The organism is Streptomyces sp. GL_148, from assembly GCF_057834205.1.
The window spans coordinates 376,928-400,486 of record NZ_CM174396.1; the positions used below are offsets into that span (position 1 = coordinate 376,928).

Here is a 23,559-nt window from a genome sequence, read left to right on the forward strand (position 1 = left end):
ACGCCCCGGCCTCCGAATGGAGTACGGGGCGTAGGGGCTCCCGGCGTGCCCGGCCACGGCGCCCCGGTCCTGCCGGTGTAATGAGCCCCGGCAGGACGGAGACCGAATCCGATGCACGAGATGTCGATCGCCATGGCCGTCGTGGCCCAGGTGGAAGAGGCGGCCCCGGAGGCCGGCAGCACCGTGAGCCGAGTGGAGCTCCAAGTCGGCGAGCTGGCCGGGGTGGCCCCGGACGCACTCGGCTTCTGCTTCGAACTGGCCTGCGCAGGAACTGTCTTGGAGGGGGCTGAGCTCGTCGTCCGGTCCGTGGCGGCCCGTGCGCGCTGCGGCGCCTGCACGGGCGACTGGGCCGTGGGGATGCCTCCTGAACTGTGCTGTCCCACGTGCGGAAGGGCCACGGAGGTGGAGCTGCTCTCAGGGCGCGAGCTGCGCATCCTCACGGTGACCTGGGAGGACGCGCAGTCCACCGAGGCCACCGCGGCTGCCCTGGACCCCTGCCGCGCCCCGATCTCCGAGGAGGCCTGACCCATGTGCCGAGTGGTCGACCTGCAACAGGCGGTACTCGCCAAGAACGACGGGGCCGCACAGGCCCTGCGCGCCGAACTCACCGCCCGCGGCACGACGGTGGTCAACATGCTGTCCAGTCCGGGCAGCGGCAAGACCGCGCTGCTGGAGCGGGAACTGATGCTCGCCGGGGAACGCGGGGTGGCCGTCGCCGCCCTCACCGCGGACCTGGCCACCGAGAACGACGCGGTCCGGCTGGCCCGTTCGGGCGCGCCGGTCAAGCAGGTGCTGACCGACGGGCTCTGTCATCTGGAAGCCGCGATGCTGGGCCGCCACCTGCACGGCTGGCTGCCCGAGGAGACGCGCCTGCTCTTCGTCGAGAACGTCGGCAATCTGGTCTGCCCGGCCTCGTACGACCTCGGGGAGTCGCTGCGCGTGGTCCTCGCGTCCGTGACCGAGGGCGAGGACAAGCCGCTGAAGTACCCGACGGCCTTCGGGCTGGCCCAGCTCGTCGTCGTCACCAAGACCGACATCGCGCAGGCCGTCGAGTTCGACGAGCCGGCCTTCCGGGCGAACGTCCAGCGGGTCAACCCGGGCGTGGAGGTCGTGCTCACCTCGGCCCGCACCGGCGAGGGCCTCGGCCTCCTGCTGGACCGGGCGCAGGCGGTCGGGGCGGGAGCCGCGCCGCACACGCCGGTGATGGCCCGCGCGCGTGCTGCGGAGCACAGCGCCGGTGCGGGCGACGGACACGGCCACGGGCACGGGCACGCCGACCACGGACACCCGCACCGGCCGGGGGACGGGCACGATCGCGATCACGGGCCTGGCCAGGGGCACGGCCAGGGTCACGGTCATGACCAGGGCCAAGGCCAAGGCCAAGGCCAGGGCCAGGGCCAGGCCCACGCACCGGTGCCGGCCGGCACTCCAGCGGCAGCGCGAGCCCACGGGCAGACCCGCTGATGGAGTCCGTGCAGCGCCGCCGGGTCACCGTGCAGGGGGTGGTGCAGGGCGTCGGCTTCCGGCCGTACGTCTACGCCCGCGCGACCGGGCTCGGTCTGGCCGGACACGTCACCAACACCCCGGAGGGAGTGGTGACCGAGGTCGAGGGTGCGGCCGCCGCCGTCTCGGCGTTCTGCGAGCGCCTCGCGGCGGACGCACCGCCGCTGGCCGTGGTGGACGCCGTGGACCACTGCGAGGTGCCGGTGGTCGGCGGCGCCGGATTCGCGATCATCGCCTCCCGGAGCGGCGGCCCCGCCCGGACCCTGGTCTCCCCGGACACGGCCACCTGCGCCGCCTGCCTCGCGGAACTGGCGGATCCGGCCGACCGACGTCACCGCCACCCCTTCATCACGTGCACGCACTGCGGCCCCCGCTTCACGATCGTCACCGGACTGCCCTACGACCGCGCGCACACCACCATGGCCGGCTTCCCGATGTGCCCCGACTGTGCCCGTGAGTACGCCGATCCGGCCGACCGCCGCTTCCACGCCCAGCCCGTCGCCTGCCCCGCCTGCGGCCCCCGGCTGCGCCTGCTCCTCGCCGACGGCGAGCGGGACCCGTACGAGCGCACCGGGACGGATCCCGTCGCCGAGGCCCGGCGGCTGCTGGCCCGGGGAGCGATCCTGGCGGTCAAGGGACTCGGCGGCTACCACCTGGCCTGCGATGCCACCCGTCCGGAGGCCGTGGCGGAACTGCGCCGGCGCAAGTCCCGCGGTGACAAGCCGTTCGCCGTCATGGCACGCGACCTCGCCGAGGCGGAGCGGCTGGCACACATCGGCCCCGAGGAGCGTGCCCTGCTCACCGGCAGCGTCCGGCCCATCGTGCTGCTCCGCAGGCGGCCGGGCGTCCCCGGACCGGCCGAGCAGGTCGCGCCGCGCAGCCCCGACCTCGGCGTCATGCTCCCGTACACCCCGCTCCACCACCTGCTGTTCGGGCTTCCCGGCGACCCTCCGGGGGCCGCGCTGCTCGTCATGACCAGCGGGAACCTCGCGGGAGAGCCCATCGTCACCGAGGAGGACGAGGCCCTGGAGCGGCTGGCCGGCCTCGCCGACGGCTGGCTCACGCACGACCGGCCCATCCACGTCCCGTGCGACGACTCGGTGATCCGGGTCTGCGACGGCGCCGCACTGTTGGTGCGGCGCTCGCGCGGCTACGCCCCGCTGCCGGTGCCGCTGCCGTTTCCGGTCCCCGCCACGCTGGCGACGGGGGGCGATCTGAAGAACGCCCTCTGCCTCGGGGAGGGCCGCCGGGCCTGGCTGTCGGCGCACATCGGCGATATGGACGACCTGGCCACCCAGATCGCCTTCGAGCGGGCCGAACGGCAGCTGGAGTCCCTCACCGGGGTCTCCCCCGCCCTGCTGGCCACCGACCGGCATCCCGGGTACCGGTCGGGGCACTGGGCGGTCCGCAACGCGGCGGGCCGGCCACTGGTGCGCGTACAGCACCATCACGCGCACATCGCGTCCGCGCTGGCCGAACACGGCCTGGACGGCGGCCGCCGGGTGATCGGCGTCGCCTTCGACGGCACCGGCTACGGTGACGACGGCGCGGTGTGGGGCGGCGAAGTGCTCCTCGCCGACTACGCGGGGTACACCCGCTTCGCCCACCTCGCGTACGTGCCGCTACCGGGCGGCGACGCCGCGGTGCAGCGGCCGTACCGCATGGCTCTGTCGCACCTGCGGGCGGCGGGCATCCCCTGGGATCCGGACCTGCCGTGTGCGAGCAGCTGCCCGGAGGAGGAACTCCGGGTTCTGTCCCGGCAGTTGGAGCTCGGCTTGAACTGCGCCGCCACGTCCAGCATGGGACGGCTCTTCGACGCCGTCTCCTCCCTGACGGGCATCTGCCAGTACTCCGGGTACGAGGCGCAGGCCGCGATGGAGCTGGAGTCCGCCGCACTGCGGGCGGCGGGGCAGGCGGACCGGGCCGCGGACACGGAGCCGGACGCGGACCCCGGCCCCCGCCCGTACGCCTTCGCCCTGAACTCCCCTGCTCCCGGCGGTGAGGGTCCCGTCACCGCGGATCCGACGCCCCTGCTGGTCTCGGTGGTGGCCGACCTGCGGGCGGGGGTGGATCCGTCCGTGATCGCGGCCCGCTTCCACGCCGCCGTCACCGCGCTCGTCGCCGGCCTGTGCGTCCTGGCGCGCGAGCGGCACGGACTGGACACGGTGGCGCTGACCGGCGGGGTCTTCGCCAACACCTTGCTGTCCTCGGCCTGCGCCCGCGCCCTGCGCGAGCGCGGCTTCACCGTCTTGCGGCACCGCCAGGTCCCGCCGAACGACGGCGGGCTGGCACTCGGTCAGCTCATGGTGGCGGTCGCCCGCGGCGTCACCGACCCCCCACAGCGAGGAGAGGCCCATGTGCTTGGCGGTACCCGGAAAAGTGCTTGACATCGCGGATAAAGACGGCACCCGCATGGCCACCGTCGACTTCGGCGGCGTACAGAAGGAGGTGTGTCTGGAGTACCTGCCCGACCTCCAGGTCGGCGAGTACGCCATCGTCCACGTGGGCTTCGCCCTGCAGCGTCTGGACGAGGAGTCCGCCCGGCAGACCCTCGCACTGTTCGCGGAACTCGGCATGCTCCAGGAGGAGTTCGGCGACCCGTGGGAGCTGGCGGCCGACGCCGCCGACGGTGGCGAGGGAGGGCCGCGGTGAAGTACATCGACGAGTTCCAGGATCCCGCCCTCGCGCGGCGGCTCCTGGACGACATCCACTCCACGGTGACCCGGCCCTGGGCGCTGATGGAGGTGTGCGGCGGCCAGACCCACACCATCATCCGGCACGGGATCGACCAACTCCTTCCGGATCAGGTGGAGTTGATTCACGGTCCGGGCTGTCCCGTCTGCGTCACCCCGCTGGAGGTCATCGACAAGGCGCTGGAGATCGCCTCCCGGCCGGGCGTGATCTTCTGCTCCTTCGGAGACATGCTGCGGGTGCCCGGGACCGGCCGGGACCTGTTCCGGGTCCGCAGCGAGGGCGGTGACGTACGGGTGGTCTACTCTCCGCTCGACGCCCTGACCATCGCCCGGCAGAACCCGGACCGGGAGGTGGTGTTCTTCGGCATCGGCTTCGAGACCACGGCCCCGCCGAACGCGATGACGGTCCATCAGGCGAAGCGGCTGGGCATCCCCAACTTCAGCCTGCTGGTCTCCCACGTACGGGTTCCCCCGGCCATCGAGGCCATCATGCGATCCCCGAGCTGCCGGGTACAGGGCTTCCTCGCCGCCGGGCACGTGTGCAGCGTGATGGGGATGGCGGAGTACCCCGAGCTCGCGGCACGGTACCGGGTGCCGATCGTGGTGACGGGCTTCGAGCCGCTGGACATCCTCGAAGGCGTACGGCGGACCGTGCTCCAGCTCGAACGGGGCGAGCACACCGTGGAGAACGCCTACGCGCGCGCCGTCCGCCCGGAGGGCAACCCCGCCGCCCTGGCCATGCTGGAAGACGTCTTCGAGGTCACGGACCGGGCCTGGCGCGGGATCGGGATCATCCCGGACAGCGGCTGGCGCCTGTCCGAGCGCTACCGGGAGTTCGACGCGGAGCACCGCTTCTCGGTCACCGGGATCACCACCCGGGAGCCAGCCGAGTGCCGCAGCGGCGAGGTGCTCCAGGGGCTCATCAAACCAAACGAGTGCGAGGCCTTCGGCACGCTGTGCACGCCGCGCAACCCCCTCGGCGCCACGATGGTCTCCAGCGAGGGCGCCTGCGCCGCGTACTACCTCTACCGCCGGCTCGACCTCCAGGCCGCGCCGGCCTCCCCGACGACGCCGCTGGAGGCGAGCCCCGTTGGCTGAGACCGCACCCCTGGACATCACCGGCTGGACCTGCCCGGCCCCGCTGCGCGACCATCCCCGGGTGGTGATGGGCCACGGCGGAGGCGGCGCGCTGTCCGCCGAGCTCGTCCAGCACCTCTTCCTCCCGGAGTTCGGCGGCCCCGCCCTCGCCCAGCTCGGGGACTCCGCCGCGCTCTCCCTCGGGGGCGTGCGGCTGGCCTTCTCCACGGACTCCTACGTCGTGCGCCCGCTGTTCTTCCCGGGCGGCTGCATCGGTGACCTCGCGGTCAACGGCACGGTCAACGACCTGGCCATGTCGGGGGCCGAACCGGCGTACCTCTCCTGCGGGTTCATCCTGGAGGAGGGCGCCCTGATGTCCGTCGTCTCGCGGGTGGCCCGGGCGATGGGCAACGCGGCGCGGGCCGCGGGCGTGGAGGTGGTCACCGGGGACACCAAGGTCGTGGAGAGCGGGCACGGGGACGGCGTCTACATCAACACCGCGGGCATCGGCGTCATCCCGGCGGGGGTGGACCTGCGTGCGCAGCGGGTCGTGCCCGGCGACGTGGTGATCGTCAGCGGTGACATCGGGCTGCACGGCGTGGCCATCATGAGCGTCCGCGAAGGCCTGGAGTTCGGGGTGGACGTGGAGAGCGACTGCGCGCCCCTGAGCGGCCTGGTCCGCAGCATGCTCGCCGTCACCCCGGACCTGCACGTCCTGCGCGACCCCACCCGGGGCGGGCTGGCCGCCGCGCTCAACGAGATCGCCGCGGCCTCCGGCACCGGCGTCCTCGTCCACGAGGCCACAGTGCCCGTGCCGCCGGCCGTCGCGAATGCCTGTTCGATCCTCGGCTTGGATCCGTTCTACGTGGCCAACGAGGGCAAGCTCGTGGCCTTCGTACCGCGCCGGCACGCCGAGGCCGTGCTCGACGCGATGCGGGCGCATCCGCTGGGCCGCGGGGCGACCGTGATCGGCGAGGCCGTGGAGGCCCACCCGGGCATGGTCGTGGCCCGCACCCGGCTGGGCGGCACCCGCGTGGTGGACCTGCCGCTCGGGGAGCAGCTGCCGCGGATCTGCTGAGCTCCACTCGCCGGCCCCACCCCGGCTCCACTCCGGCTCCGTCGCGGCACCCACCGCGGCGGAGCCCAGGACCGCGGCCGCGTACGGGGTTAGGCTCGGATCAGGCCGCGAAACGGAGGTTCGCATGTGCCGCTGGCTCGCCTACTCGGGTTCTCCCATCCTGCTCGACGCCGTGCTATACCGGCCTGAGCACTCGCTGATCAACCAGAGCCTCCATGCGCGGATGGGCGTCGAGACGACGAACGGCGACGGCTTCGGGATCGGCTGGTACAGCGGAAACGGGGACGGCACGCCGGCCGTCTTCCGGGACATCGCACCGGCCTGGAACAACCGCAATCTGCGCGAGCTCGCCGCGCACGTGCGCTCGTCGCTCTTCTTCGCACACATTCGCGCCTCGACGGGTTCGGCCGTGCAGCAGACCAACTGCCACCCGTTCCGCCACGGCCGGTGGCTGTGGATGCACAACGGGGCCATCGCGGACTTCCACCGGCTGCAGCGCGACCTCTGTCTGGCCGTGGACCCGGCCCTCTTCCCGTCCATCGAGGGGTCCACCGACTCCGAGGTGATGTTCTACCTGGCGGTGACCTTCGGGCTCGACCAGGACGTCCCGGGGGCGGTGGCCAGGATGACCGGGTTCGTGGAACGGCTCGGCAAGGAGCACGGCGTCGCCGAACCGGTCCAGATGACCCTGGCCATCAGCGACGGAGAGCGGCTCTGGGCGTTCCGGTACTCCAGCCAGGGCGCCTCCCGGTCGCTCTTCTACAGCAGCCGCGCGGACACCGTCCGCCACCTCCACCCCGAGGTGGAGTTCCTCCACGAGATCTCCGACGACTCGCGCCTCGTGGTCTCCGAGCCGCTGGGGGACCTGCCCGGCGTGTGGAACGAACTTCCCGAGGCCAGCTACACGGTGATCCCGTCCGTCCCGGACCAGGATTACCTGCCCTTCGTCCCGGTGCCCGACTGACGGCCGTGCCGGCGCCCGTTCTGCGTCCGTCTGCCCCGCGTGGGCGGCGATCCCAGGGGTAGACGGACTCCATCAGCCGGTTCGGATCCACAGAGGGGGTTTCGATGTCACTGACCGTATCCACACCCTCGGCCGGCAAGGAGAAGGACGTGTGCGTCCCCGGACGGGTCCCCGTCCTGACGATGGGCGTCGAGGAGGAGTTCCTGCTCGTCGACCGTGGCAGCCGGGCCCCGGTGGGGCGAGGCCCCCGCGTCATAGAAGCCGCCGCGCGCACGCTCGGGCCGCTGGTCCAGCAGGAGTTCTTCACCGCCCAGGTGGAGGTCTGCACCACCCCCACCACGAAGGCCGCGGCGCTCAGATCGGAGCTGTCCCGGATCCGGGCCGAGGTGATCCGCGCCGCGGCTGCCGAGGAGTGCCTGCTGCTGGCCGCGGGAACCCCCGTCATACCGCCCGAGCATCCGCTGACGGTCACGCGTGACGAGCGCTACCGCAGGATGGAGTCGCGCTTCGCCTCGGTCCTCGGCGACTACGACCAGGCGGTCTGCGGCTGCCACGTGCACATCGGGGTCGACTGCCGGGCCCAGGCCCTCGACCTCGCCAACCGGATGCGCCCCTGGCTGCCGGTGCTCCAGGCCCTCGCGGCGAACTCCCCCTTCGACCGGGGCAGGGATTCCGGGTACGCCAGCTGGCGAGCCGTGGAGCACGCCCGCTGGCCGACCGTCGGGCCCGCCCCGGTCCTCGACGAGGCCGCGTACGAACACTGCGCCGAGGAGCTCGTGCGCAGCGGCACGGTGATGGACCGCCGGATGATCTACTGGTACGCCCGCCCGTCCGAGCACGTGCCCACGCTGGAGATCCGCGTGGCCGATGTGAACGCCCGGCTCGGCACGGTCGTCCTCCTGGCCGTTCTCGTACGGGCCCTGGCCGCCACCCTGCGCGCGGAGGCGGCCGAGGGAGCGCCGGTCCCCGAGCCGCATTCGGCGCGGCTCCGCGAAGCCCACCTGCTCGCGGCCGCCCACGGCCTGCACGGCGACGGCCTGGACCCGGTCGACGGCGCGCCGGTGCCCGCCTGGACCCTGATCGCGCGGCTGCGCGACCGGGCGGCCCCCGGACTCGTGGCGTCGGGCGACTCGAAGCTCGTCGACGCCCTGCTGGAGGAGGTCCGGGCCGAAGGCACCGGGGCGGCCCGGCAGCGCGCCGCGCACCGGCGTTACGGACGGCTCAGCCACGTCGTGGACAGCCTCGTCGAAGCCGTGGCCGCGGAGTGAGGGCGCGTGCCGCGGGCCGAGGCCTGCGGCACGAGCCACCAGGGCCGGGTCCGAATCGCTGATTGAGGCGCGCCGTACAGGGCAGGCGCCGGACGGGCACCCGGCCCCGTACGGGTCCCGTACGCAGGAAGCCCCTGGTGCGCGGGAAACGACCCGGAGGTGAAGCGCATGGAGCGGCGGACCACCGAACCACGCCCCGACGGCCCCGGACCGGCGCCGCAGGACCCCGGGCCCACACCGGAAGGGCCCGGGCCCACACCGGAGGGGCCGGATGCCCTGCCCCGCGATCCGGTGCCCGCGCGTCCCGGCCCCGAGCCCGGCGACCCCGAACCGGCTCCCGGACAGCAGCCCTCGCCCGGCGAACGGCCCGTGGTGCCGGAACCCCCCGACTGAAGGAGGCGACTGCGGTGCGCATCGCCTTTCTGACCGCGCCCGAGGGCGTGGAGGAGATCGAACTCACGGAGCCCTGGAAGGCCGTCGAAAGGGCCGGCTGGAATCCGCAGCTGGTGTCGACCGGACCGGGCCGGGTCCGCGCGTACCACCATCTCGACAAGGCCGGCAGCTTCCCCGTCGACCACATCCTCGCCGGCGACACCTCGGACGCCTTCGACGCCCTCGTGCTGCCCGGCGGGCTCGCCAACCCCGACGCCCTGCGGCTCGACGAGCGGGCCGTCGGGTTCACCCGGAGCTTCTTCGAGACGGGCAAGCCCGTCGCGGCGATCTGCCACGCGCCGTGGCTGCTGGTGGAGGCGGACGTCGTCCGGGGCCGCACGCTGACCTCGTGGCCGAGCCTGGCCACCGACATCCGCAACGCCGGGGGCACCTGGGTGGACGAACCCCTGCGCGTCTGCGAAGCGGCACCCTCGACACTCGTCACCAGCCGCAAACCGGACGACCTCGACGCCTTCTGTGCGGCGCTCGTCGAGCATTTCGGCAACGTGAACGGGCACGGGCGGACCTGACACGGGCGGTTCCCCGGCCCGCACCGGGGGCGTCGCACGGTCCGAGCCGGTCGGCCGCACGGGTCATGGCAGTTGTTCGGGCCCTGAACCAGCGCGCCGCGCGGCCCGTGCTCAGACGGCGGGCATACCTTCCCTACGCGGACCACCGCACCGCCGCCACCGACCCGGACCGGAGGAACCCCGTGCCGACTCCCGGAGAACCCACTCCACCGACCCGAGAGGCCCCCGCGGCCCGGACGCACGGGCACCCGGCGCCGGCGCCGGCGCCGACGGGCAACTGGGCCGTCGGGATGCTCATGGCCACGACCCCCTGCTCGGCCCGCGACGCGCTGCGCATCCTCGCGACGGCGGCGGACTTGGCCGACGTCCCCGTCGAGGACCTGGCGGCCGCGATGACCGCCACCTCGTGCGGCACCGACCTGCCCGCGCGCCTCGACCGCGCCCTGCGCCGCGCCGTGGAAGCCGCCCGGACCCGTGGAACGGCGCAGGGTCCCCGCTCTGCCGGGCTCGCGCCGAACCCTGCCCGGACCGAGGAGGTGCTGACCCGGCTGCGCGGCTGCCAGGCCCGCCTCGCGGCCACACCCCAGGACCCCGGGGCCCTGCGGGCCATGGACGACACCGCGTACACCCTGTGCGTGCTGATGGGCAGGCCCACCGCCCTCGAAGCCATCACCGCGGCCGAGGAACAGCTCGCCGCCACGGCTTAAGGCTCCCGTTCGGGGTCCTCGGGGGCCTCAAGGGTCCTCGGGGGGTCCTCAGCGGGTCCTCAGGTCAGCGCTTGGCGGTGGAGCGGACGCGTGCCCACAGGGGCAGCACGAACCAGCACAACACGTACCAGGCGAACACCCCGCCGACGAGCAACGTCGCGAGGGCGTTGCCGGTCGCGACCCTGAGGACGAGGAGCAGGGCCGAGGTGCACGTGGCCAGGAGCAGCAGGAGGCCGGTGAAGGTCAGACGCGCGGCCCACGTGACGGCCTCGGGCTTGATCCTGCGCCCCGACACGATGCGGTGGAAGGCCACGGGGCCGATCAGGGCGCCGGTCGACAGGGATCCCAGGACCACCGTGACGACGTAGATCGACTTCTCGGTCTGCGGGAGCCCCGCGAACACGGGGGCGAAGACCACCGTGAGCAGGAATCCGAACAGGATCTGAACGCCCGTCTGGGCGACCCGGATCTCCTGGACGAGTTCCTGCCACTGCCGGTCCGCGCGTTCCTCCGGGGACTCGTCACGCCCCCGCTGGTCCGTATCGTTCGGCATCGGGTGCCTCCTCGAAGGGTCTCGCCGCGGCGTCTACCCCCGGCCCCCGGCATCATGTTTGGCCCCGTCGCCACCGAGCAGGCGCCGGGTGGGGGCGACACGGCGGAGGGCCCACGCATGGCAGCGGCGGGGCAGGACACGGGGACCCGCAGGACGGTGTGGGTGGCCTTGGCCGCCAATCTCGTCATTTGCGTGGCCAAGGCCGTCGGTGGAGTCGTCACGGGCTCGCCGGCTCTGCTGTCGGAGGCCGCTCATTCGATCGCGGACAGCCTGAACGAGGTCTTCCTGCTGACCTCGCTCACCCGCAGCCGGCGCCCCGCGGACGCGCGCCACCCCTTCGGCTACGGCATGGAGCGCTACTTCTGGTCCCTCCTCGCAGCCGTCGGCATCTTCGTGACGGGCGGCTGCTTCTCGGTGTTCCAGGGCGTCGAGGCGTTCCGCTCCGGCGGCGCGGAGTCGCACGGTGGTTTCGCACTCGGCCTGGCCATCCTCGGCGTCGCCCTCGTCGCCGAGGGGAGCTCCCTCCTCCGGGCCCTGTTCCAGGTGCGCGGGTCCGCCCTGGCCGGAGGCCGGAGTATGGCCATGCGGCTGGGGCCCGATTCGGTGCTGCTGGCCGCGCGCATCGACCTGACGCCTGGGTACGACAGCGAGACCGTGGAGGACGCGATGGTCCGGATCCGGCGCGCGGCGCGGGCCCGGTGGAAGGATCTGGACCAGGTGTTCCTCGACGTCACCGACGCGGCGGCGGCCGGCCGGGCAGCGGCGACGGCGGACAGCGGCGAGGAGCCCGGCCGGCCGGGGACCGCACCGGGGTGAGCCAACGCCCTACCCGGTGGCCTCTGCTGCCACCGCTCCTTCGACCGCCTCTTGCGGGGCGGGCGGTCCGGGCGCGGTGCCGTCGCCGAAGGGGCGCCGGCCAGGGCCGCACGGCCGTGCGGAGAGAGCCAGGCCGCCGGGTCGGGGCCCTCGGGGACGATTCCCGTGGGGTTGATGTCGGTGTGCACGAGGTAGTAGTGCCGCTTGATGTGGTCGAAGTCGACGGTGTCGCCGAAGCCGGGTGTCTGGAAGAGGTCGCGCGCGTAGGCCCAGAGCTCCGGCAGTTCGGTCAGCTTGTGCCGGTTGCACTTGAAGTGGCCGTGGTAGACGGCGTCGAACCGGACGAGTGTGGTGAACAGCCGTACGTCCGCTTCGGTGAGGGTGTCCCCGACGAGGTAGCGGGAGCGTTCCAGCCGGACGGACAGCCAGTCGAGGCGGTCGAACAGCCGGGCGTAGGCCGCGGCGTAGGCCCGCTGGGTCCCGGCGAACCCGGCCTCGTAGACCGCGTTGTTGACGTCCTTGTAGACCACCTCGTTGACGGCGTCGATGTGCGGCCGGAGCGCGGGCGGGTAGAGCTCCGGCGCCCCGGGCCGGTGGTAGGGCTTCCACTCCACCGCCAGGTCGATCGTCATCTGCGCGAAGTCGTTCGTCACCACCTTGCCGGTCGGGACGTCGACGATCGCCGGCACGGTGATGCCCCGGTCGTAGCCGGGGTCGCGCGCGAGGTAGGCCTCCTCCAGCCGCTCGATGCCGAGCACCGGGTCACGCCCGCCGGGATCGAGGTCGAAGGTCCAGCTGTGCTCGTCGTGCACGGGCCCGGCGACGGCCATCGGCAGGGCCCGCTCGAGCCCGAGGAGCCGGCGCACGATCACCGCCCGGCTCGCCCAGGGACAGGCCCGGCTGACCACCAGCCGGTAGCGGCCGGGCTCGACGCGGTGGCCGTCCCGCCCGTCGGCGGTGATCCGCGTGCTGAGGTAGCGCCCGTCCCGGGTGTATTCCTTGCCGGCACTGACATAGCTCACGCCCGGCGCCCGCACTCGATCGGCCGGATGCCCCGTCCCGGGCGGGTCGGGGGCGCCGGCGGAGGTTCGGGCATCGGCTCCGGGTCCGGGAGGGGCGTCGGGATTGGCCTGGGTGTGTGCTGCGGTGTGGTCGTGTTCTTCATGATGACTCCGCCTCGTCTCGGACGGTGTGTTCCTGTGACGTGCGACCGGACGGAGTTCCCTCACCCGAGCTCGTTCCCACGTCGCTCTTCCCCGGTCGCCGTCATGCCGGGCGTCTGCCCTGGCCTCCCTCCTCCATGCCCGGTCCCAGCATGTTTCGCGGGGCCGGTGCGGCGGCCCCCGGGTGAGGAGCGTTCGGCCTGGTCAGGCCGCCCTGCGCGAGCCGCGGCCGGAGGCGCTGTCGGCGTCGCTGCCGGAGGCGGTGAGCGCGTCGCGGAGTTCGTCGCGCGTCATGGCCGAGCGCCCGGGGATCCCCGCCGCCGCGGCCTTCTCGTAGAGCTCCGCCTTGGTCAGGCTCGCCGGATCCCTCTCCTCGGGCGTCCCGCCGGCGCCCTTCGCCGCGTGTTTCGAGGGCTGCTTCCCGTGCTTCGCGTGCTGCGTGCGCTTGCCCGGCTTCCCCTTGGAGCCGCCGGCCCGCTCGACGCTGGCACGCAGCGCCTCCGCGAGGTCGATCACGTTCGTCGACTCGGCCGCGGGCTCCGCCTTCTCCACGCTCTCGCCCGCCCGCTTCGCCTTGATGAGGGCGGCGACCTTCTCCCGGAACGTGTCGTGGAATTCCTCGGGCTTCCACTCCATGCTGAGCGCCTCGACCAACTGCTCGGCCATGCGCAGTTCCTTCTGCGCGGCCTTGGCCTTGCGCGGCAGGGAGTCGATCTCCTTACGGGGATCGCGGATCTCGTCGGCCCAATGCAGCGTGTGGCAGGTGAGCAGCCCGTTCTCCGCCTTCACGGCCACGAGGTACTCGTGGCTGCGCATCACGAATCTGGCGATCCCCGCCTTCTCGGCCTTGTCGAGGGCCTGCTCGACCAGGCTGTAGATCTTCCCGTACTCCTTGCCCTTCGGTGCCAGGTAGTACGTGGCGTCGAAGAAGATCGGATCGACTTCGGCCAGATCCACGAACCCCTCGATGTCGAGCGATCTGGACCGGCCCGGCGCGATCTCGTCCAGCTCCTCCGGCTCGACGAGCACGTACGCGTCGCCGTCGTCGAAGCCCTTGACGATCTCTTCGAAGGGCACTTCCTCGCCGGTCCGCTCGTTGACCCGCTTGTTGCGGACCCGGTCCGAGGTGCCGCGCTGCAGCTGATGGAAGTGGATCGTGTGGCTGTCCGTCGCCGTGTACAGGCCTACGGGCAGGCTGACCAGGCCGAAGCTCAGGACGCCCGCCCACACCGGTCGCGCCATGACCACCACCACCGCCGTTCTTCTCTGACGCGCCCGCCGTCCTCAGGCCCAGGCGGCCCGCAGCCGGTCGCGGTTCGCGGCGAGCCAGCCGGCGAAGGACTGGAGCGCGGGGTTCAGCCCGCGGACGGCCTCGAGGTCGCGCGCCGCCGTGAAGCGTTCCTCGCAGTCGGCGTAGTACTGGAACATGTTCCCCGTCTCGTCCGCGCCGGGCATGCGCTGCGCGCGCCAGGCGTCCGGGCTCAGGGGCCGGTACCGTACCGGCTCGCCGAGGGCCTCCTCGATCGCGGCGGCCATGTCGGCGACCTTGAGGTGTTCGCCGGCGATGCTGACCGTGGCGGCGATGAGGTCGGTGCCGCGTCCCAGGACGGCCAGCGCGGTCTTGCCGATGTCGTCCGCCGCGATCCCGGAGAGCTTGCTGTCACCCATCGGGTACGTCAGCTCGAACGCCCCGTCGTCGCCCCGCTGCGGGGCGAAGGGGCCCAACAGGTTCTCCCAGTAGAAGGTCGCGCGCAGGAACGTCGTGGGCACGCCCTCTTCGAGGAAGTAGCCGTCCGCTTCCGCCTTGCCGTCGAAGTGGGGGACCTTGTACCGGCCTTGGAGCGTCGGCATCCGGGGGTCGTCGAGGGGGACGCACGTGCGAGTGTCGTCCAGTGTGGACCAGACCGCGTGCTGCACACCCGCGTGCGAGGCCGCTCGGGCAAGTGCACGGGCCTGGGTCTTCTCCCGTTCGGCGGACATGTGCTCCCAGAAGTTCGTGACGAGGAAGGCTCCGTAGGCGTGCTCGAAGGCCGGGGCGAGGCTCTCCTCCTCGTCCATGTCGGCCCGCACGATCTCGGCGCCCATCCGCTTCAGCTCCGCGGCCTGCGCGGAGTCCGGACGGCGGGTGACGCCGCGGACCGCGAACGCGCCGTCCCGGTCCTCCAGGGCCGCTCGCGCGAGGCCGCCGCCCTGCATGCCGGTCGCGCCGAACACGGTGATGATCTTCTTTTCGGTCATCGGTCGCCCGGTCATGTCCGGCTCGCTTCAACGGTCGGTCCGTGGGCCACGTGTCCGCCCAGCGCACCGCTCACCGCGAGGGCTGCCAGACCGGCGAGGGACCAGCCCCGGCCCTTGAGCGTGTGCCCGCGCATCCTCGCCGCGAGCGACAGCGTGTAGCAGGCGATCACGGCCACGTTCGACACGGCGTGGGCCAGTCCGACCCGGGCCCGCGGCAGCGGCAGCTCCGCCCAGTCCACCCAGCCGGCGACGGCCGACGGCCCTGCCCCCGCCAGCCCGACGGCCGTGAGCATCGTCGCCGCGGGCTGCCCGCCGGGCACCGCGTCCAGCACCCCGGCGGACAGCCAGCAGCCGACCGGGACTTGGACCAGCACGGGATGCAGGGGATGACCGAGCTGCCTGCCGCGCAGGACGTCGCGCACCGCGCCCAGCGGGAGGGTGCGAATCCCCTGCTGGAGCGCACGGACGGCCCGGTCCGCGCCGGAAGTGCGCTCGATGGCGCCGAGGGCCTTCAGCCACCCCTCGGACACCGGGTCGAGGGCCCGTGCGGGGCCCGGCCTCACGGTGTCGATCGGCGTGTTCATACGAGTCGCCGCCCTCCGTCGTCCTCCCGCGCGGCGCCGGTTCCCTCCGCGTGCGGCGTGCGGCGGGACCGCTGCCGGAACAAGCGGTCCATCTGGCCGCGCACCGCTTCGAAGTCGTCCCAGCAGCTGCGCGCCGTCTCGTCGGAGCGGGCCGTCTGCCTCTGGCCCTGATGCGTCCCCTTCACGGTTCTCTCCCTCGGCCCGGGGTCTGCGTACACCCCCTCGCTCACGTCCGGCGCCTACCCGGGGAGGCGGTTTGCACACACGAGCCGACCCGGCCCCGTGAGGGTCATTGCGGCGGGAGCAGCCGGACACCGGCATGGATGGTCTTGCCGCCCGGCCGGTGCCGGATCCGTACATCGTTGCCGAGCTGATGGACCAGGGCCCAGCCCCATCCACCGCCGCCCTCCAGATCGGGCACCCTCAGCCGCGGCTCCGCGTGGCTGTGGTCGGAGACGTCGATGGCGATCTCGTCGGGCTCCAGTTCGAGGTCCAGTACGCAGCCGTCCGGCGTGTGCCGGATCGCGTTGGTGACGAGTTCACTGACGAGCAACAAGGCCGTGTCCCTGACCTCGGGGGCCACGGATCGGCCTCCGCGCGAGGCGTCATCGAAGAAGTGCCGCGTCAGGTCGCGGGCGGTTGCGGCCGCGGCCGTGCCGTCAAGATCGCTGTGCTGTCTCAGTTGGAGAGTCATCCCCGCTCCCGCGGCCTCCAGTCTCATTTCCCCGGACCCGACCGCCGGAATCAACGGTGACGGCCGCCCGGGAAGGGGTGGTGTCCCCATCGAGGCGCGTACCCACTCCACGCAGGTTCACCGCATTCGAGGGCCGCGCGATGTCCATGCCGCAGGCACGGCCTTCGGCAGCGCTCGCGTCGACGCCCAGCCGGAGCAGCCCTCCCAACGCGCCACCGACCTCGGTTTCCGCGGTGATGGGCGGCCGCAGGCCGTCGACCAGCGCCAGCAGGCCTGCCGGCTGGCGCTGCCACTGCCACGCGTGGACCTGAATGCCCCGCTCCTACGCCGTCCGCACGAGCTCGAGCAGGTGGTGCAGGCCGGCACACGTCCATGAACGGCACTCCGCGCATGTCACAGATGACCACCTCGGCATCCGCACCGAGCACGGGGCGAAGCCGGTCGAAGGCGGCGCCCGCCTCATCGTCCAGCTCGCCCTGCGGCACCAGGTGCACGGTCCGGCCGTGGGAGGCCGTCGCAATGCCGAAGGGATTCCCCATGACGCTCATTCGCCGTGATCGGTCCCGCCCGGCGATCACGGGGCGCAGGAGCGCGATCCGACCTGATTCGATGGTCGACCCGCGTACCGGTGGAACGCAAGCGTCACCGGCCCGGCGCGCCCCGCTCGGCCTCCCTGGCGGCGGCTCGCTCGACGCGTTCCGGGTCGGCCGGTGGCGAGCTCGACCCGGTACCCGTCCGCGACGGAACTCCGGGCGGGCGCCCGTGCTCGTCGACCATGGCGCCCTCGTCCGGCAGCAGCTCGGGGCGACGGCCTCCCTGGGGCCCGCTGCCCTGGGGGTGGTGCGGACGTACCTGTTCCTCGCGGCCGATCCCCGGACGCTGGCGCTTGGCGGCGTGCCCACCGGAATCACGCCCTGCCGGGTCCTTCCCTCCGACGTCATTGCCTCCGACGTCATTGCCTCCGGGGTCACTTCCGCCGGGGTCAATTCCTTCGGAGTCCTGTACGTTCTCGCTCATCGCAGCCTCCTCCGCCGCCTCCGCCCCCTTCTGACTGCCTACCCCGCTCGGCCACGGCGCCGGTACAGCCACGGCGCCGGTACGGCCACGGACTCCGTCGCCCGTTTCCGGGGAGGGAGGCCGTGGCCGCTCACGTTTCGGCGTCGGTGAACTCGCCCTGCGGAGCTAGTCCTTGAGGGCGTCCTTGGCCTTCCCCTTGGCCTGGCGGGCATCACCCTTCATCTGCTCGGCGCGCCCCTCGGCGGTGAGGCTCTCGTTGCCCACGGTGCGGCCCATCGCTTCCTTGGCCTTGCCCTTGGCCTGTTCCTTCTTGGCCTTCATCTTCTGCTCACCCGACACGGCTGTCACTCCGATCGTTGGCGATCGTCTGACGTGCCGCGTCTGTCCGAATACCCGTCCGACAAACCTGCCCGCGTGGCTCCGCGTGTTAGCCGCGCGCGGCTCGGGGCAGGCGTCGGGCAGAGCAGCTACGGAGCGGAGGCAGCGGTGGAGACCTCGAAGATCGTCTACAAACCCGTGGGGCTGGCGCTCGGCGCCACAGGGGGTCTGCTGGCAGCTGCGGCCTTCAAGCAGATCTGGAAGCAGCTCGGCCACGAGGACGACGCGCCCAGCGCGACCGACGAGGACCGTTCGTGGCGGGAGATCCTCATCGCCGCGGCCCTCCAGGGCGCCGTGTTCGCGGCCGTCAAGGCCGCGATCGACCGCGGCGGCGCGGTGACCGCCAAGCGCCTGACCGGCACCTGGCCCGCTTGAGGCGGCGCCGGCCGGGTTCAGGCGTCGTGATGCCACCGCTGCTGTTCTCCATGTCGAGCTTTGATCACGTACAGGTTGTTCCTTCTGCCCGTCGGCCCGGCGTCTGCCCAGGCCGGGGAGGTTCATTCGGCTCCGGTCCGACCGTGCCGACGGGGTCACGCGATCGGGCCCCTCCGGACGGGTGATGCGGGTCCCCGTGCGGCGGGTCGTGAGCCGGACCGGGCGGTGGTCGTCAGGCTTAGCCAGGTCGGCGGGTAACGCCCGCCCTACGAAAAGGAGCAGTCCGTGCTGGAGCGCAAGCGCCGGAAGCACACGACCGACGTCACCTTCGTCCTCCCCGGGGACCTCCCGCCCGGGCCGGTGAGCGTCGTCGGCACGTTCAACGACTGGCACCCCGGCGCGCACGTCCTCGAACCCCGGACCGACGGAATGCGCGCCGTGACCGTGGCCCTCCCCGCCAAGGCGACCCACAGCTTCCGCTACCTCGCGGCCGGCGACTACTGGTTCGACGAGCCGGCCGCCGACGGGCACGAGGAGGGCAACAGCCGCCTGCGCACCTGACCTCGGGGAGGGGATCACCCGCTCCGGGCCGGCATCCCCGGTTTCAGCCGGCTGACGGCGATCAGCTGCTCCGCGGCGAGGAGTGCGCCGTGGGCGCTGCGCTGGCCCATCACGACGCAGAGGGTGTACGCGGCCTCCTCCAGCTCGCTGCGCACGTTCGCGTCGCCGGGGGCCGCCAGAGCGCGGCGGCGGACGGCACGCAGGTGATTCACGTGCCGGCGCAGGAGGTCCGGCTCGGGCGGCGACCAGGACCCGGCGGGAGGGTCGGGCAGCGTACGGGCCTGGGCGAGTACGTGACGCAGCACGCTCTCGACGGCGGGCGCGACGGGTTCGCCGCTCCGCACGGCGAGAACGGCTTCGGCGGCCTCCCGCACCTCCGTGCCCGTGACCATCGCCACCTCGGCCAGGATCCGGCGGGCCTTGGCCGCGGTACAGGGGACGAGGGCCATCAGCACCCCCGCAGCGTGGGCGGCGGTGGCCCGTACCTCCAGTGGTTGCGGCGGCGCGGCCGGCGCCGCGGGCGTCCTGGGCTGCTGTTCCGGGTGGTCCATCCGTCCGCTCCTCCGCTTCGGTCGCCCCTCGTCTGTGGGGTCCTGCTGTGTAGCAGGCGGCAGGCCGCACCGGCTCGCGTACACGCGCGCGGCACGGCCACAACCGCCCGATCCGGCCCTGTGCGGCGGCCCCGGTTGACCCCTCGTGTTGCCGCTCGCACCCGTCGGGGCGGCACGGAAGCCCGCGGGTGTCTCGCTCAGCGGTCCGGGCCCTCCTCGGCTGACTCCGCCTGCCGATCCTCCGGCGGGACGCCGGACGGGGGCTCCGGGGGCCCCGGGCTCGTGGCGGCGCCGGCGGGGTGGGCGCGGAGGTAGGTGACCACCGTGTTGGCCACGGCGACGAGCGGGACCGCCACGACGGCCCCGCCGATTCCCGCGACAGTGCCCCCCGTGGCGACGGCCAGGACGACGGCCAGCGGGTGGACCCGCACGGCTCTGCCCAGGATGAACGGCTGGAGTACGTGTCCTTCGATCTGCTGCACCACGAGGACGACCATCAGCGCCATCAGGGCGGTGAAGACCCCTTCGGTGACGAGGGCGACCACGACCGCCAGTGCGCCGGAGACGACGGCGCCCACGAGCGGCACGAAGGAGGACAGGAAGATCACCACGCCGATCGGAACGGCGAGCGGTACGCCGAGGACGTAGATGCCCACTCCGATGAAGACCGCGTCGATCATCGCGACGATCATGGTGCCGCGGACGTAGGCGGTGAGGGTCCGCCAGGCCCGCGGGCCGGCGCCGGCGACCCCCGGGCGGGCCGCGGCGGGGACGAGCCGGAGGGTCCATTGCCAGATGCGCCTGCCGTCGTACAGCAGGAAGAGGGTGGCGAACATGGCCAGCAGCAGTCCGGTGATCACCTCCACCAGGACGGTCACGCCCTGGAGGCCGGTGGAGGTGATCTCGCTCGTACTCGTGCCGATGGTGTCGCTCAGCCGGTCGGCGATGGCGTTGATCTGTTGTTCCGTGACGTGCAGCGGACTGTCGATCAGCCATTGCTTGAGTTCTCCGATGCCCTCCTGAACCCGGTCCGAGAGGTTGTCGAGGTTGTCCAGCACCTGCCAGACGACGAACCATCCGACCAGTCCGAGCATCACGAATCCGCAGGTCGCCGTCAGGGCCGTCGCCGCGCCCCGGGACAGTCCGCTCCGGTGGAGCCGTGCGACCGTCGGCTGGAGCAGCGCGGTGACCAGAAGCGCGACGACGAAGGCGAGGGCGACCAGCCTCACCGCTCCGATGACCCGCATCAGCACCCACACGGTGGCGGCGAGCACCAGGAAGCGCCAGCCGGCCTCGGCGGCCACCCGGACCCCCCAGGGCACGGCGGCCGCGGGGTCCCGCGTTCCCGTGCCGGGCCGGTGCGGCGGCTGGGGCGCAGCCGTTTCCTCCCACGCTCCGGCGGCTTCCGCCTCGCGTTGGGCATGGAGCCGGGCCCGGCGCTCGCCGAACCCGGCGACGCCCTTCTTCACGCGCCCGAGCCATCCGCGCACTCCGGGCAGAGGCCGGTCCACCGTGGAGTTCCTCCGAGTCGTTGCGTAGGAGACTCCCTCCAGGCTGGACCGTGCGGGGCCCACCGGCACCCCGGGACCGCGACCGGTGTGGCCGGACCGGCTCCCTGGGAACGGTTCAGGCCGGGTGTCCGGGGTCGATCGCCCTGACGTCGCCGTACCGGAGCAGAGCGGGCGTGAACGGGAGGCCCGGGGAGACCTCGGTGGGCGCCAGGAGGAAGCCCATGTGGTCACCCCCGTCGACCCGTGTCTCGATCCGGCCCACGAACCATGCGGGTGCGCCGGTCAGCAACGGGACGCCGTCCGCGCTGGGCGCCCACTCGGCCCGGGCGAACTTGTCCGTCCGGTCGCCCGTCTCACCCCCGAACAATTCCGCCAGCGACAGCTGGTCGCGGCCGAGCACGTGCACCGCGAGGTGCGAGGCCCTGCACGCGACGCGGAAGGTGTGGTTCACCGTGGACAGCCACACCATGAAGCGCGGCGGCCGGATCGAGCACTGCGAGGCGAAGCCGACGAGACAGCCCGCCCGCTCGCCGGGGCCGCCCCGGCCGGTGCCGGGGGCCCCGGCTCCGCCCCCGGCACCGGCGGTGGCGGCCGTGACGACGTACACGGGGCCGTCCAGGACCTCGGCGAACGCGTCCAGTTCCGTTTCCGTCACGACGTCTCCTTCCGGGCGGTGCGGCCCCCCGTCCCGAGTGGAAGGGTGGGAAGCGGGTACCCGTGTGAGTGGAGGCCCTACCATGCCCACCTCGGACTGGCTGCTGGCACCTGGAGAACGCGGCAACACCGCCACCCGGCTTGAGCATCGCCGGGCGGACGGGGCGGCTTGGTCCGAGGGCAACAGGGCCCGGCCGCTCGTGCACGGCGCCGAGTACTTCGCCGAGCTCCTCGCGCGGGTCCGGGCGATGCACACCGGCGACCTGCTCCTGTTCACCGACTGGCGCGGCGATCCCGACGAGCGGCTCCGCGGACCCGGCACGGAGATCGCGGCCGTACTGGGCGCGGCGGCCGAGCGCGGTGTCATCGTCAAGGGCCTGATGTGGCGCTCCCACCTGGACGGCTTCCGGTTCAGCGAGGAGGAGAACCGTTCCCTCAGCGAAGACGTCGAAGCTGCGGGCGGTGAGTGCCTGCTCGATCTGCGGGTGCGGCCCGGCGGCTCGCACCACCAGAAGATGGTGGTGCTGCGGCACCCCGGCCGCCCCGAGCGCGATGTCGCGTACGTCGGCGGGATCGACCTCTGCCACAACCGCAACGACGACGCCGACCACCGCGGCGACCGCCAATCGCTGCCCCTGGCACCCCGGTACGGTCCGCACCCCCCGTGGCACGACGTCCAGCTCGCCCTGAGCGGGCCGGTCGTCGGTGACATCGAAGCCGTCTTCCGCGAGCGCTGGGAGGATCCCGCGCCGCTCAGCCGCAGTCCGCTGATGCGCCTGCGCGAACGGCTGGACCGGGAGGACACCAGCGCGGACGACCTGCCACCGCAGGAGCCCGACCCCCCGCCGTGCGGCACGCACGCCGTCCAAGTGCTGCGCACCTATCCGAACCGGCTGCTGCGCGGCTATCCCTTCGCCCCAGACGGCGAGCGCAGCATCGCCCGGGGCTACCTCAAGGCGCTGCGGCGGGCCCGGACGCTGATCTACCTGGAGGACCAGTACCTGTGGTCCCCGCGCGTCGTGGACTGCTTCGCCCGGGCACTGCGCGCGCGTCCCCAGCTGAAGCTGGCCGCCGTCATCCCCTCCGTTCCGGAGCAGGACGGCCTGCTCACCGGGCCCATGAACCTGATCGGACGGATCACCGCCCTGGAGGAACTGCGCCGCGCCGGAGGAGACCGGGTCGCGGTGTACGGCGTGGAGAACCATGCCGGGACCCCTGTCTACGTGCATGCCAAGGTGTGCGTGATCGACGACGTCTGGGCCTCCGTCGGGTCCGACAACGTCAACCTGCGTTCGTGGACGCACGACTCCGAGCTGAGCTGCGCCGTCCTCGACCGGGCCGCCGATGCGAGGTGGCCGTACGACCCGGGCGGACTGGGCGACGGGGCCCGCCCGTTCGCGCGGGAGTTGCGCCTGGAGCTGATGCGCGAGCACCTCGACACGGGTGACGGTGACGGGGACGGGGTGGAGGCGCTGTGCGATCCCTCGACCGCGTTCGACCGGTTCGGCGAAGCCGCTGCGGCGCTGGACGCCTGGCACGCGGCCGGGCGCCGTGGCCCGCGTCCCCCGGGCCGCTTGCGCCGCTACGTCGCTCCGCGGCTGCCGCCCGTCCGGCGCCTGCTCGCGACCCCGCTGCACCACGCACTGGTCGACCCCGACGGCCGCACCCTCCGCATGCGGCTCCGCGGCGGATTCTGACACTCCGGGTCCGCCGCGCTCAGGTGTTGAGCAGGCGGTTGAAGAAGGAGCGGTAGTGCTGCAACGCCTGCCGCAGGTCCTCCGTCTCCACTTCCTCGCCCCGGCCCCACTGGGCCTCCAGCCCCTGCTTGTGCGTGGCGAAGCTGCCGGCCAGGGTCTGCATGACCTCGGCCACCAGAGCGTCCGCGGACCTGACCGCGCCCTGGGGATCGTCCACGAAGCGGCCCTGTACATCGGTCCACGCCTGACGGAACTCCTGCGTGTCGGAGGCGCCGAGGAGCGGTTCGGAGTCGCCCTCGGGAGCCCCTGCGGCCGTGTCCGCACCGGTGGGGGCGGCCGTACGGTCCTCCTCCGGGGCCGTCTTGTCCTCGTCGCGCATCTCGCGGTCCTCGCGAAGGCCGCGGTCCTCCGTGCACGACGCGCAGCGGCAGCCCGTGCCGCAGAGCGTTCACGTACGTCGCGACGACGGCGGGCCAGGAGATGTCGACCGCGGTGACACGGGCACCCCGGCTCGC

26 protein-coding genes and 1 pseudogene are annotated in these 23,559 nt (G+C 72.9%); 14 read left to right on the top strand and 13 right to left on the bottom strand.

Annotation, left to right across the window (positions count from 1 at the left end):
- The first annotated feature begins 111 nt into the window (after window positions 1–111).
- The 10 genes from AC3IYI_RS01750 (at window position 112) to AC3IYI_RS01795 (ending at window position 10,252) form a co-directional block, all read left to right on the top strand.
- Window positions 112–525: a hydrogenase maturation nickel metallochaperone HypA/HybF gene (locus tag AC3IYI_RS01750; protein ID WP_489408498.1), complete on the top strand. Its 414-nt coding sequence runs from the start codon at window positions 112–114 to the stop codon at window positions 523–525.
- Window positions 526–528: 3 nt separating this feature from the next.
- Window positions 529–1,464, top strand: coding sequence for a hydrogenase nickel incorporation protein HypB (gene hypB / locus AC3IYI_RS01755; protein ID WP_489408499.1), 936 nt, complete (start codon window positions 529–531; stop codon window positions 1,462–1,464).
- Complete coding sequence (hypF, locus tag AC3IYI_RS01760; protein ID WP_489408500.1) at window positions 1,464–3,890, top strand: carbamoyltransferase HypF; 2,427 nt, start codon at window positions 1,464–1,466, stop codon at window positions 3,888–3,890. The genes hypB and hypF overlap by 1 nt, the downstream gene beginning before the upstream one ends.
- The gene (locus tag AC3IYI_RS01765) at window positions 3,859–4,155 is read left to right on the top strand and encodes a HypC/HybG/HupF family hydrogenase formation chaperone (protein ID WP_489408501.1); all 297 of its coding nucleotides are present in this window, start codon (window positions 3,859–3,861) and stop codon (window positions 4,153–4,155) included. The genes hypF and AC3IYI_RS01765 overlap by 32 nt, the downstream gene beginning before the upstream one ends.
- Entirely contained in the window at window positions 4,152–5,294 is a 1,143-nt protein-coding gene (gene hypD / locus AC3IYI_RS01770; RefSeq protein WP_489408502.1) for a hydrogenase formation protein HypD, read from the top strand. Before AC3IYI_RS01765 ends, hypD begins: the two co-directional genes overlap by 4 nt.
- Window positions 5,287–6,351 (top strand): hydrogenase expression/formation protein HypE, encoded by a 1,065-nt coding sequence (gene hypE / locus AC3IYI_RS01775; protein WP_489408503.1) that lies wholly within the window; start codon window positions 5,287–5,289, stop codon window positions 6,349–6,351. Before hypD ends, hypE begins: the two co-directional genes overlap by 8 nt.
- A 124-nt stretch (window positions 6,352–6,475) precedes the next feature.
- Window positions 6,476–7,315 carry a class II glutamine amidotransferase gene (locus tag AC3IYI_RS01780; RefSeq protein WP_489408504.1) on the top strand — a complete coding sequence of 280 codons (840 nt, stop codon included), beginning with the start codon at window positions 6,476–6,478 and terminating at the stop codon, window positions 7,313–7,315.
- A 104-nt stretch (window positions 7,316–7,419) separates the two neighbouring features.
- Window positions 7,420–8,583 carry a carboxylate-amine ligase gene (locus tag AC3IYI_RS01785; RefSeq protein WP_489408505.1) on the top strand — a complete coding sequence of 388 codons (1,164 nt, stop codon included), beginning with the start codon at window positions 7,420–7,422 and terminating at the stop codon, window positions 8,581–8,583.
- Between the two features lie 407 nt (window positions 8,584–8,990).
- Complete coding sequence (locus AC3IYI_RS01790; protein ID WP_489408506.1) at window positions 8,991–9,545, top strand: type 1 glutamine amidotransferase domain-containing protein; 555 nt, start codon at window positions 8,991–8,993, stop codon at window positions 9,543–9,545.
- Window positions 9,546–9,841: 296 nt separating this feature from the next.
- On the top strand, window positions 9,842–10,252 hold the full coding sequence (locus AC3IYI_RS01795) for a DUF5133 domain-containing protein (RefSeq protein ID WP_489408507.1): 411 nt from the start codon (window positions 9,842–9,844) through the stop codon (window positions 10,250–10,252).
- Window positions 10,253–10,316: 64 nt separating this feature from the next.
- On the opposite strand, the gene AC3IYI_RS01800 is transcribed toward AC3IYI_RS01795, so the two are convergent.
- Window positions 10,317–10,805, bottom strand: coding sequence for a DUF6328 family protein (locus AC3IYI_RS01800; RefSeq protein WP_489408508.1), 489 nt, complete (start codon window positions 10,803–10,805; stop codon window positions 10,317–10,319).
- Window positions 10,806–10,859: 54 nt separating this feature from the next.
- Between AC3IYI_RS01800 and AC3IYI_RS01805 the strand changes: the two genes are divergently transcribed.
- On the top strand, window positions 10,860–11,621 hold the full coding sequence (locus tag AC3IYI_RS01805; protein WP_489408509.1) for a cation diffusion facilitator family transporter: 762 nt from the start codon (window positions 10,860–10,862) through the stop codon (window positions 11,619–11,621).
- 9 nt (window positions 11,622–11,630) lie between these two features.
- On the opposite strand, the pseudogene AC3IYI_RS01810 reads toward AC3IYI_RS01805, so the two are convergent.
- The 8 genes and pseudogenes from AC3IYI_RS01810 to AC3IYI_RS01845 form a co-directional block, all read right to left on the bottom strand.
- Window positions 11,631–12,643, bottom strand: a pseudogene (locus AC3IYI_RS01810) (glutathione S-transferase family protein).
- A 345-nt stretch (window positions 12,644–12,988) separates the two neighbouring features.
- The gene (gene ku / locus AC3IYI_RS01815; protein ID WP_489408510.1) at window positions 12,989–14,026 is read right to left on the bottom strand and encodes a non-homologous end joining protein Ku; all 1,038 of its coding nucleotides are present in this window, start codon (window positions 14,024–14,026) and stop codon (window positions 12,989–12,991) included.
- A 42-nt stretch (window positions 14,027–14,068) separates the two neighbouring features.
- Window positions 14,069–15,037: an NmrA/HSCARG family protein gene (locus AC3IYI_RS01820; RefSeq protein ID WP_489408511.1), complete on the bottom strand. Its 969-nt coding sequence runs from the start codon at window positions 15,035–15,037 to the stop codon at window positions 14,069–14,071.
- Window positions 15,034–15,606: a DUF2231 domain-containing protein gene (locus AC3IYI_RS01825; RefSeq protein WP_489408512.1), complete on the bottom strand. Its 573-nt coding sequence runs from the start codon at window positions 15,604–15,606 to the stop codon at window positions 15,034–15,036. Before AC3IYI_RS01825 ends, AC3IYI_RS01820 begins: the two co-directional genes overlap by 4 nt.
- Entirely contained in the window at window positions 15,603–15,791 is a 189-nt protein-coding gene (locus tag AC3IYI_RS01830; protein WP_489408513.1) for a hypothetical protein, read from the bottom strand. The genes AC3IYI_RS01825 and AC3IYI_RS01830 overlap by 4 nt, the downstream gene beginning before the upstream one ends.
- A 104-nt stretch (window positions 15,792–15,895) precedes the next feature.
- Window positions 15,896–16,300, bottom strand: a complete 405-nt coding sequence (locus tag AC3IYI_RS01835) for an ATP-binding protein (protein WP_489408514.1) — start codon at window positions 16,298–16,300, stop codon at window positions 15,896–15,898.
- 642 nt (window positions 16,301–16,942) lie between these two features.
- Complete coding sequence (locus tag AC3IYI_RS01840; RefSeq protein WP_489408515.1) at window positions 16,943–17,317, bottom strand: hypothetical protein; 375 nt, start codon at window positions 17,315–17,317, stop codon at window positions 16,943–16,945.
- 165 nt (window positions 17,318–17,482) lie between these two features.
- Window positions 17,483–17,656 carry a CsbD family protein gene (locus AC3IYI_RS01845; RefSeq protein WP_489408516.1) on the bottom strand — a complete coding sequence of 58 codons (174 nt, stop codon included), beginning with the start codon at window positions 17,654–17,656 and terminating at the stop codon, window positions 17,483–17,485.
- 147 nt (window positions 17,657–17,803) lie between these two features.
- Between AC3IYI_RS01845 and AC3IYI_RS01850 the strand changes: the two genes are divergently transcribed.
- Window positions 17,804–18,070, top strand: coding sequence for a DUF4235 domain-containing protein (locus AC3IYI_RS01850; protein ID WP_489411848.1), 267 nt, complete (start codon window positions 17,804–17,806; stop codon window positions 18,068–18,070).
- Window positions 18,071–18,355: 285 nt separating this feature from the next.
- On the top strand, window positions 18,356–18,631 hold the full coding sequence (locus AC3IYI_RS01855) for an isoamylase early set domain-containing protein (protein ID WP_243332813.1): 276 nt from the start codon (window positions 18,356–18,358) through the stop codon (window positions 18,629–18,631).
- Window positions 18,632–18,645: 14 nt separating this feature from the next.
- On the opposite strand, the gene AC3IYI_RS01860 is transcribed toward AC3IYI_RS01855, so the two are convergent.
- The 3 genes from AC3IYI_RS01860 to AC3IYI_RS01870 all read right to left on the bottom strand — a co-directional run bounded on the left by AC3IYI_RS01860 (window position 18,646) and on the right by AC3IYI_RS01870 (window position 21,348).
- Complete coding sequence (locus tag AC3IYI_RS01860; RefSeq protein WP_489408517.1) at window positions 18,646–19,182, bottom strand: DUF5133 domain-containing protein; 537 nt, start codon at window positions 19,180–19,182, stop codon at window positions 18,646–18,648.
- Window positions 19,183–19,379: 197 nt separating this feature from the next.
- Window positions 19,380–20,681 (bottom strand): AI-2E family transporter, encoded by a 1,302-nt coding sequence (locus AC3IYI_RS01865; protein WP_489411849.1) that lies wholly within the window; start codon window positions 20,679–20,681, stop codon window positions 19,380–19,382.
- 127 nt (window positions 20,682–20,808) lie between these two features.
- On the bottom strand, window positions 20,809–21,348 hold the full coding sequence (locus AC3IYI_RS01870) for a flavin reductase family protein (protein ID WP_489408518.1): 540 nt from the start codon (window positions 21,346–21,348) through the stop codon (window positions 20,809–20,811).
- Between the two features lie 82 nt (window positions 21,349–21,430).
- On the opposite strand from AC3IYI_RS01870, the gene AC3IYI_RS01875 reads away from it, so the two are divergent.
- Window positions 21,431–23,044 (top strand): phospholipase D family protein, encoded by a 1,614-nt coding sequence (locus AC3IYI_RS01875; protein ID WP_489408519.1) that lies wholly within the window; start codon window positions 21,431–21,433, stop codon window positions 23,042–23,044.
- A 19-nt stretch (window positions 23,045–23,063) separates the two neighbouring features.
- Here AC3IYI_RS01875 and AC3IYI_RS01880 read toward each other — a convergent pair whose 3' ends face one another.
- Window positions 23,064–23,423: a hypothetical protein gene (locus AC3IYI_RS01880; RefSeq protein WP_489408520.1), complete on the bottom strand. Its 360-nt coding sequence runs from the start codon at window positions 23,421–23,423 to the stop codon at window positions 23,064–23,066.
- Between the last annotated feature and the right edge of the window lie 136 nt (window positions 23,424–23,559).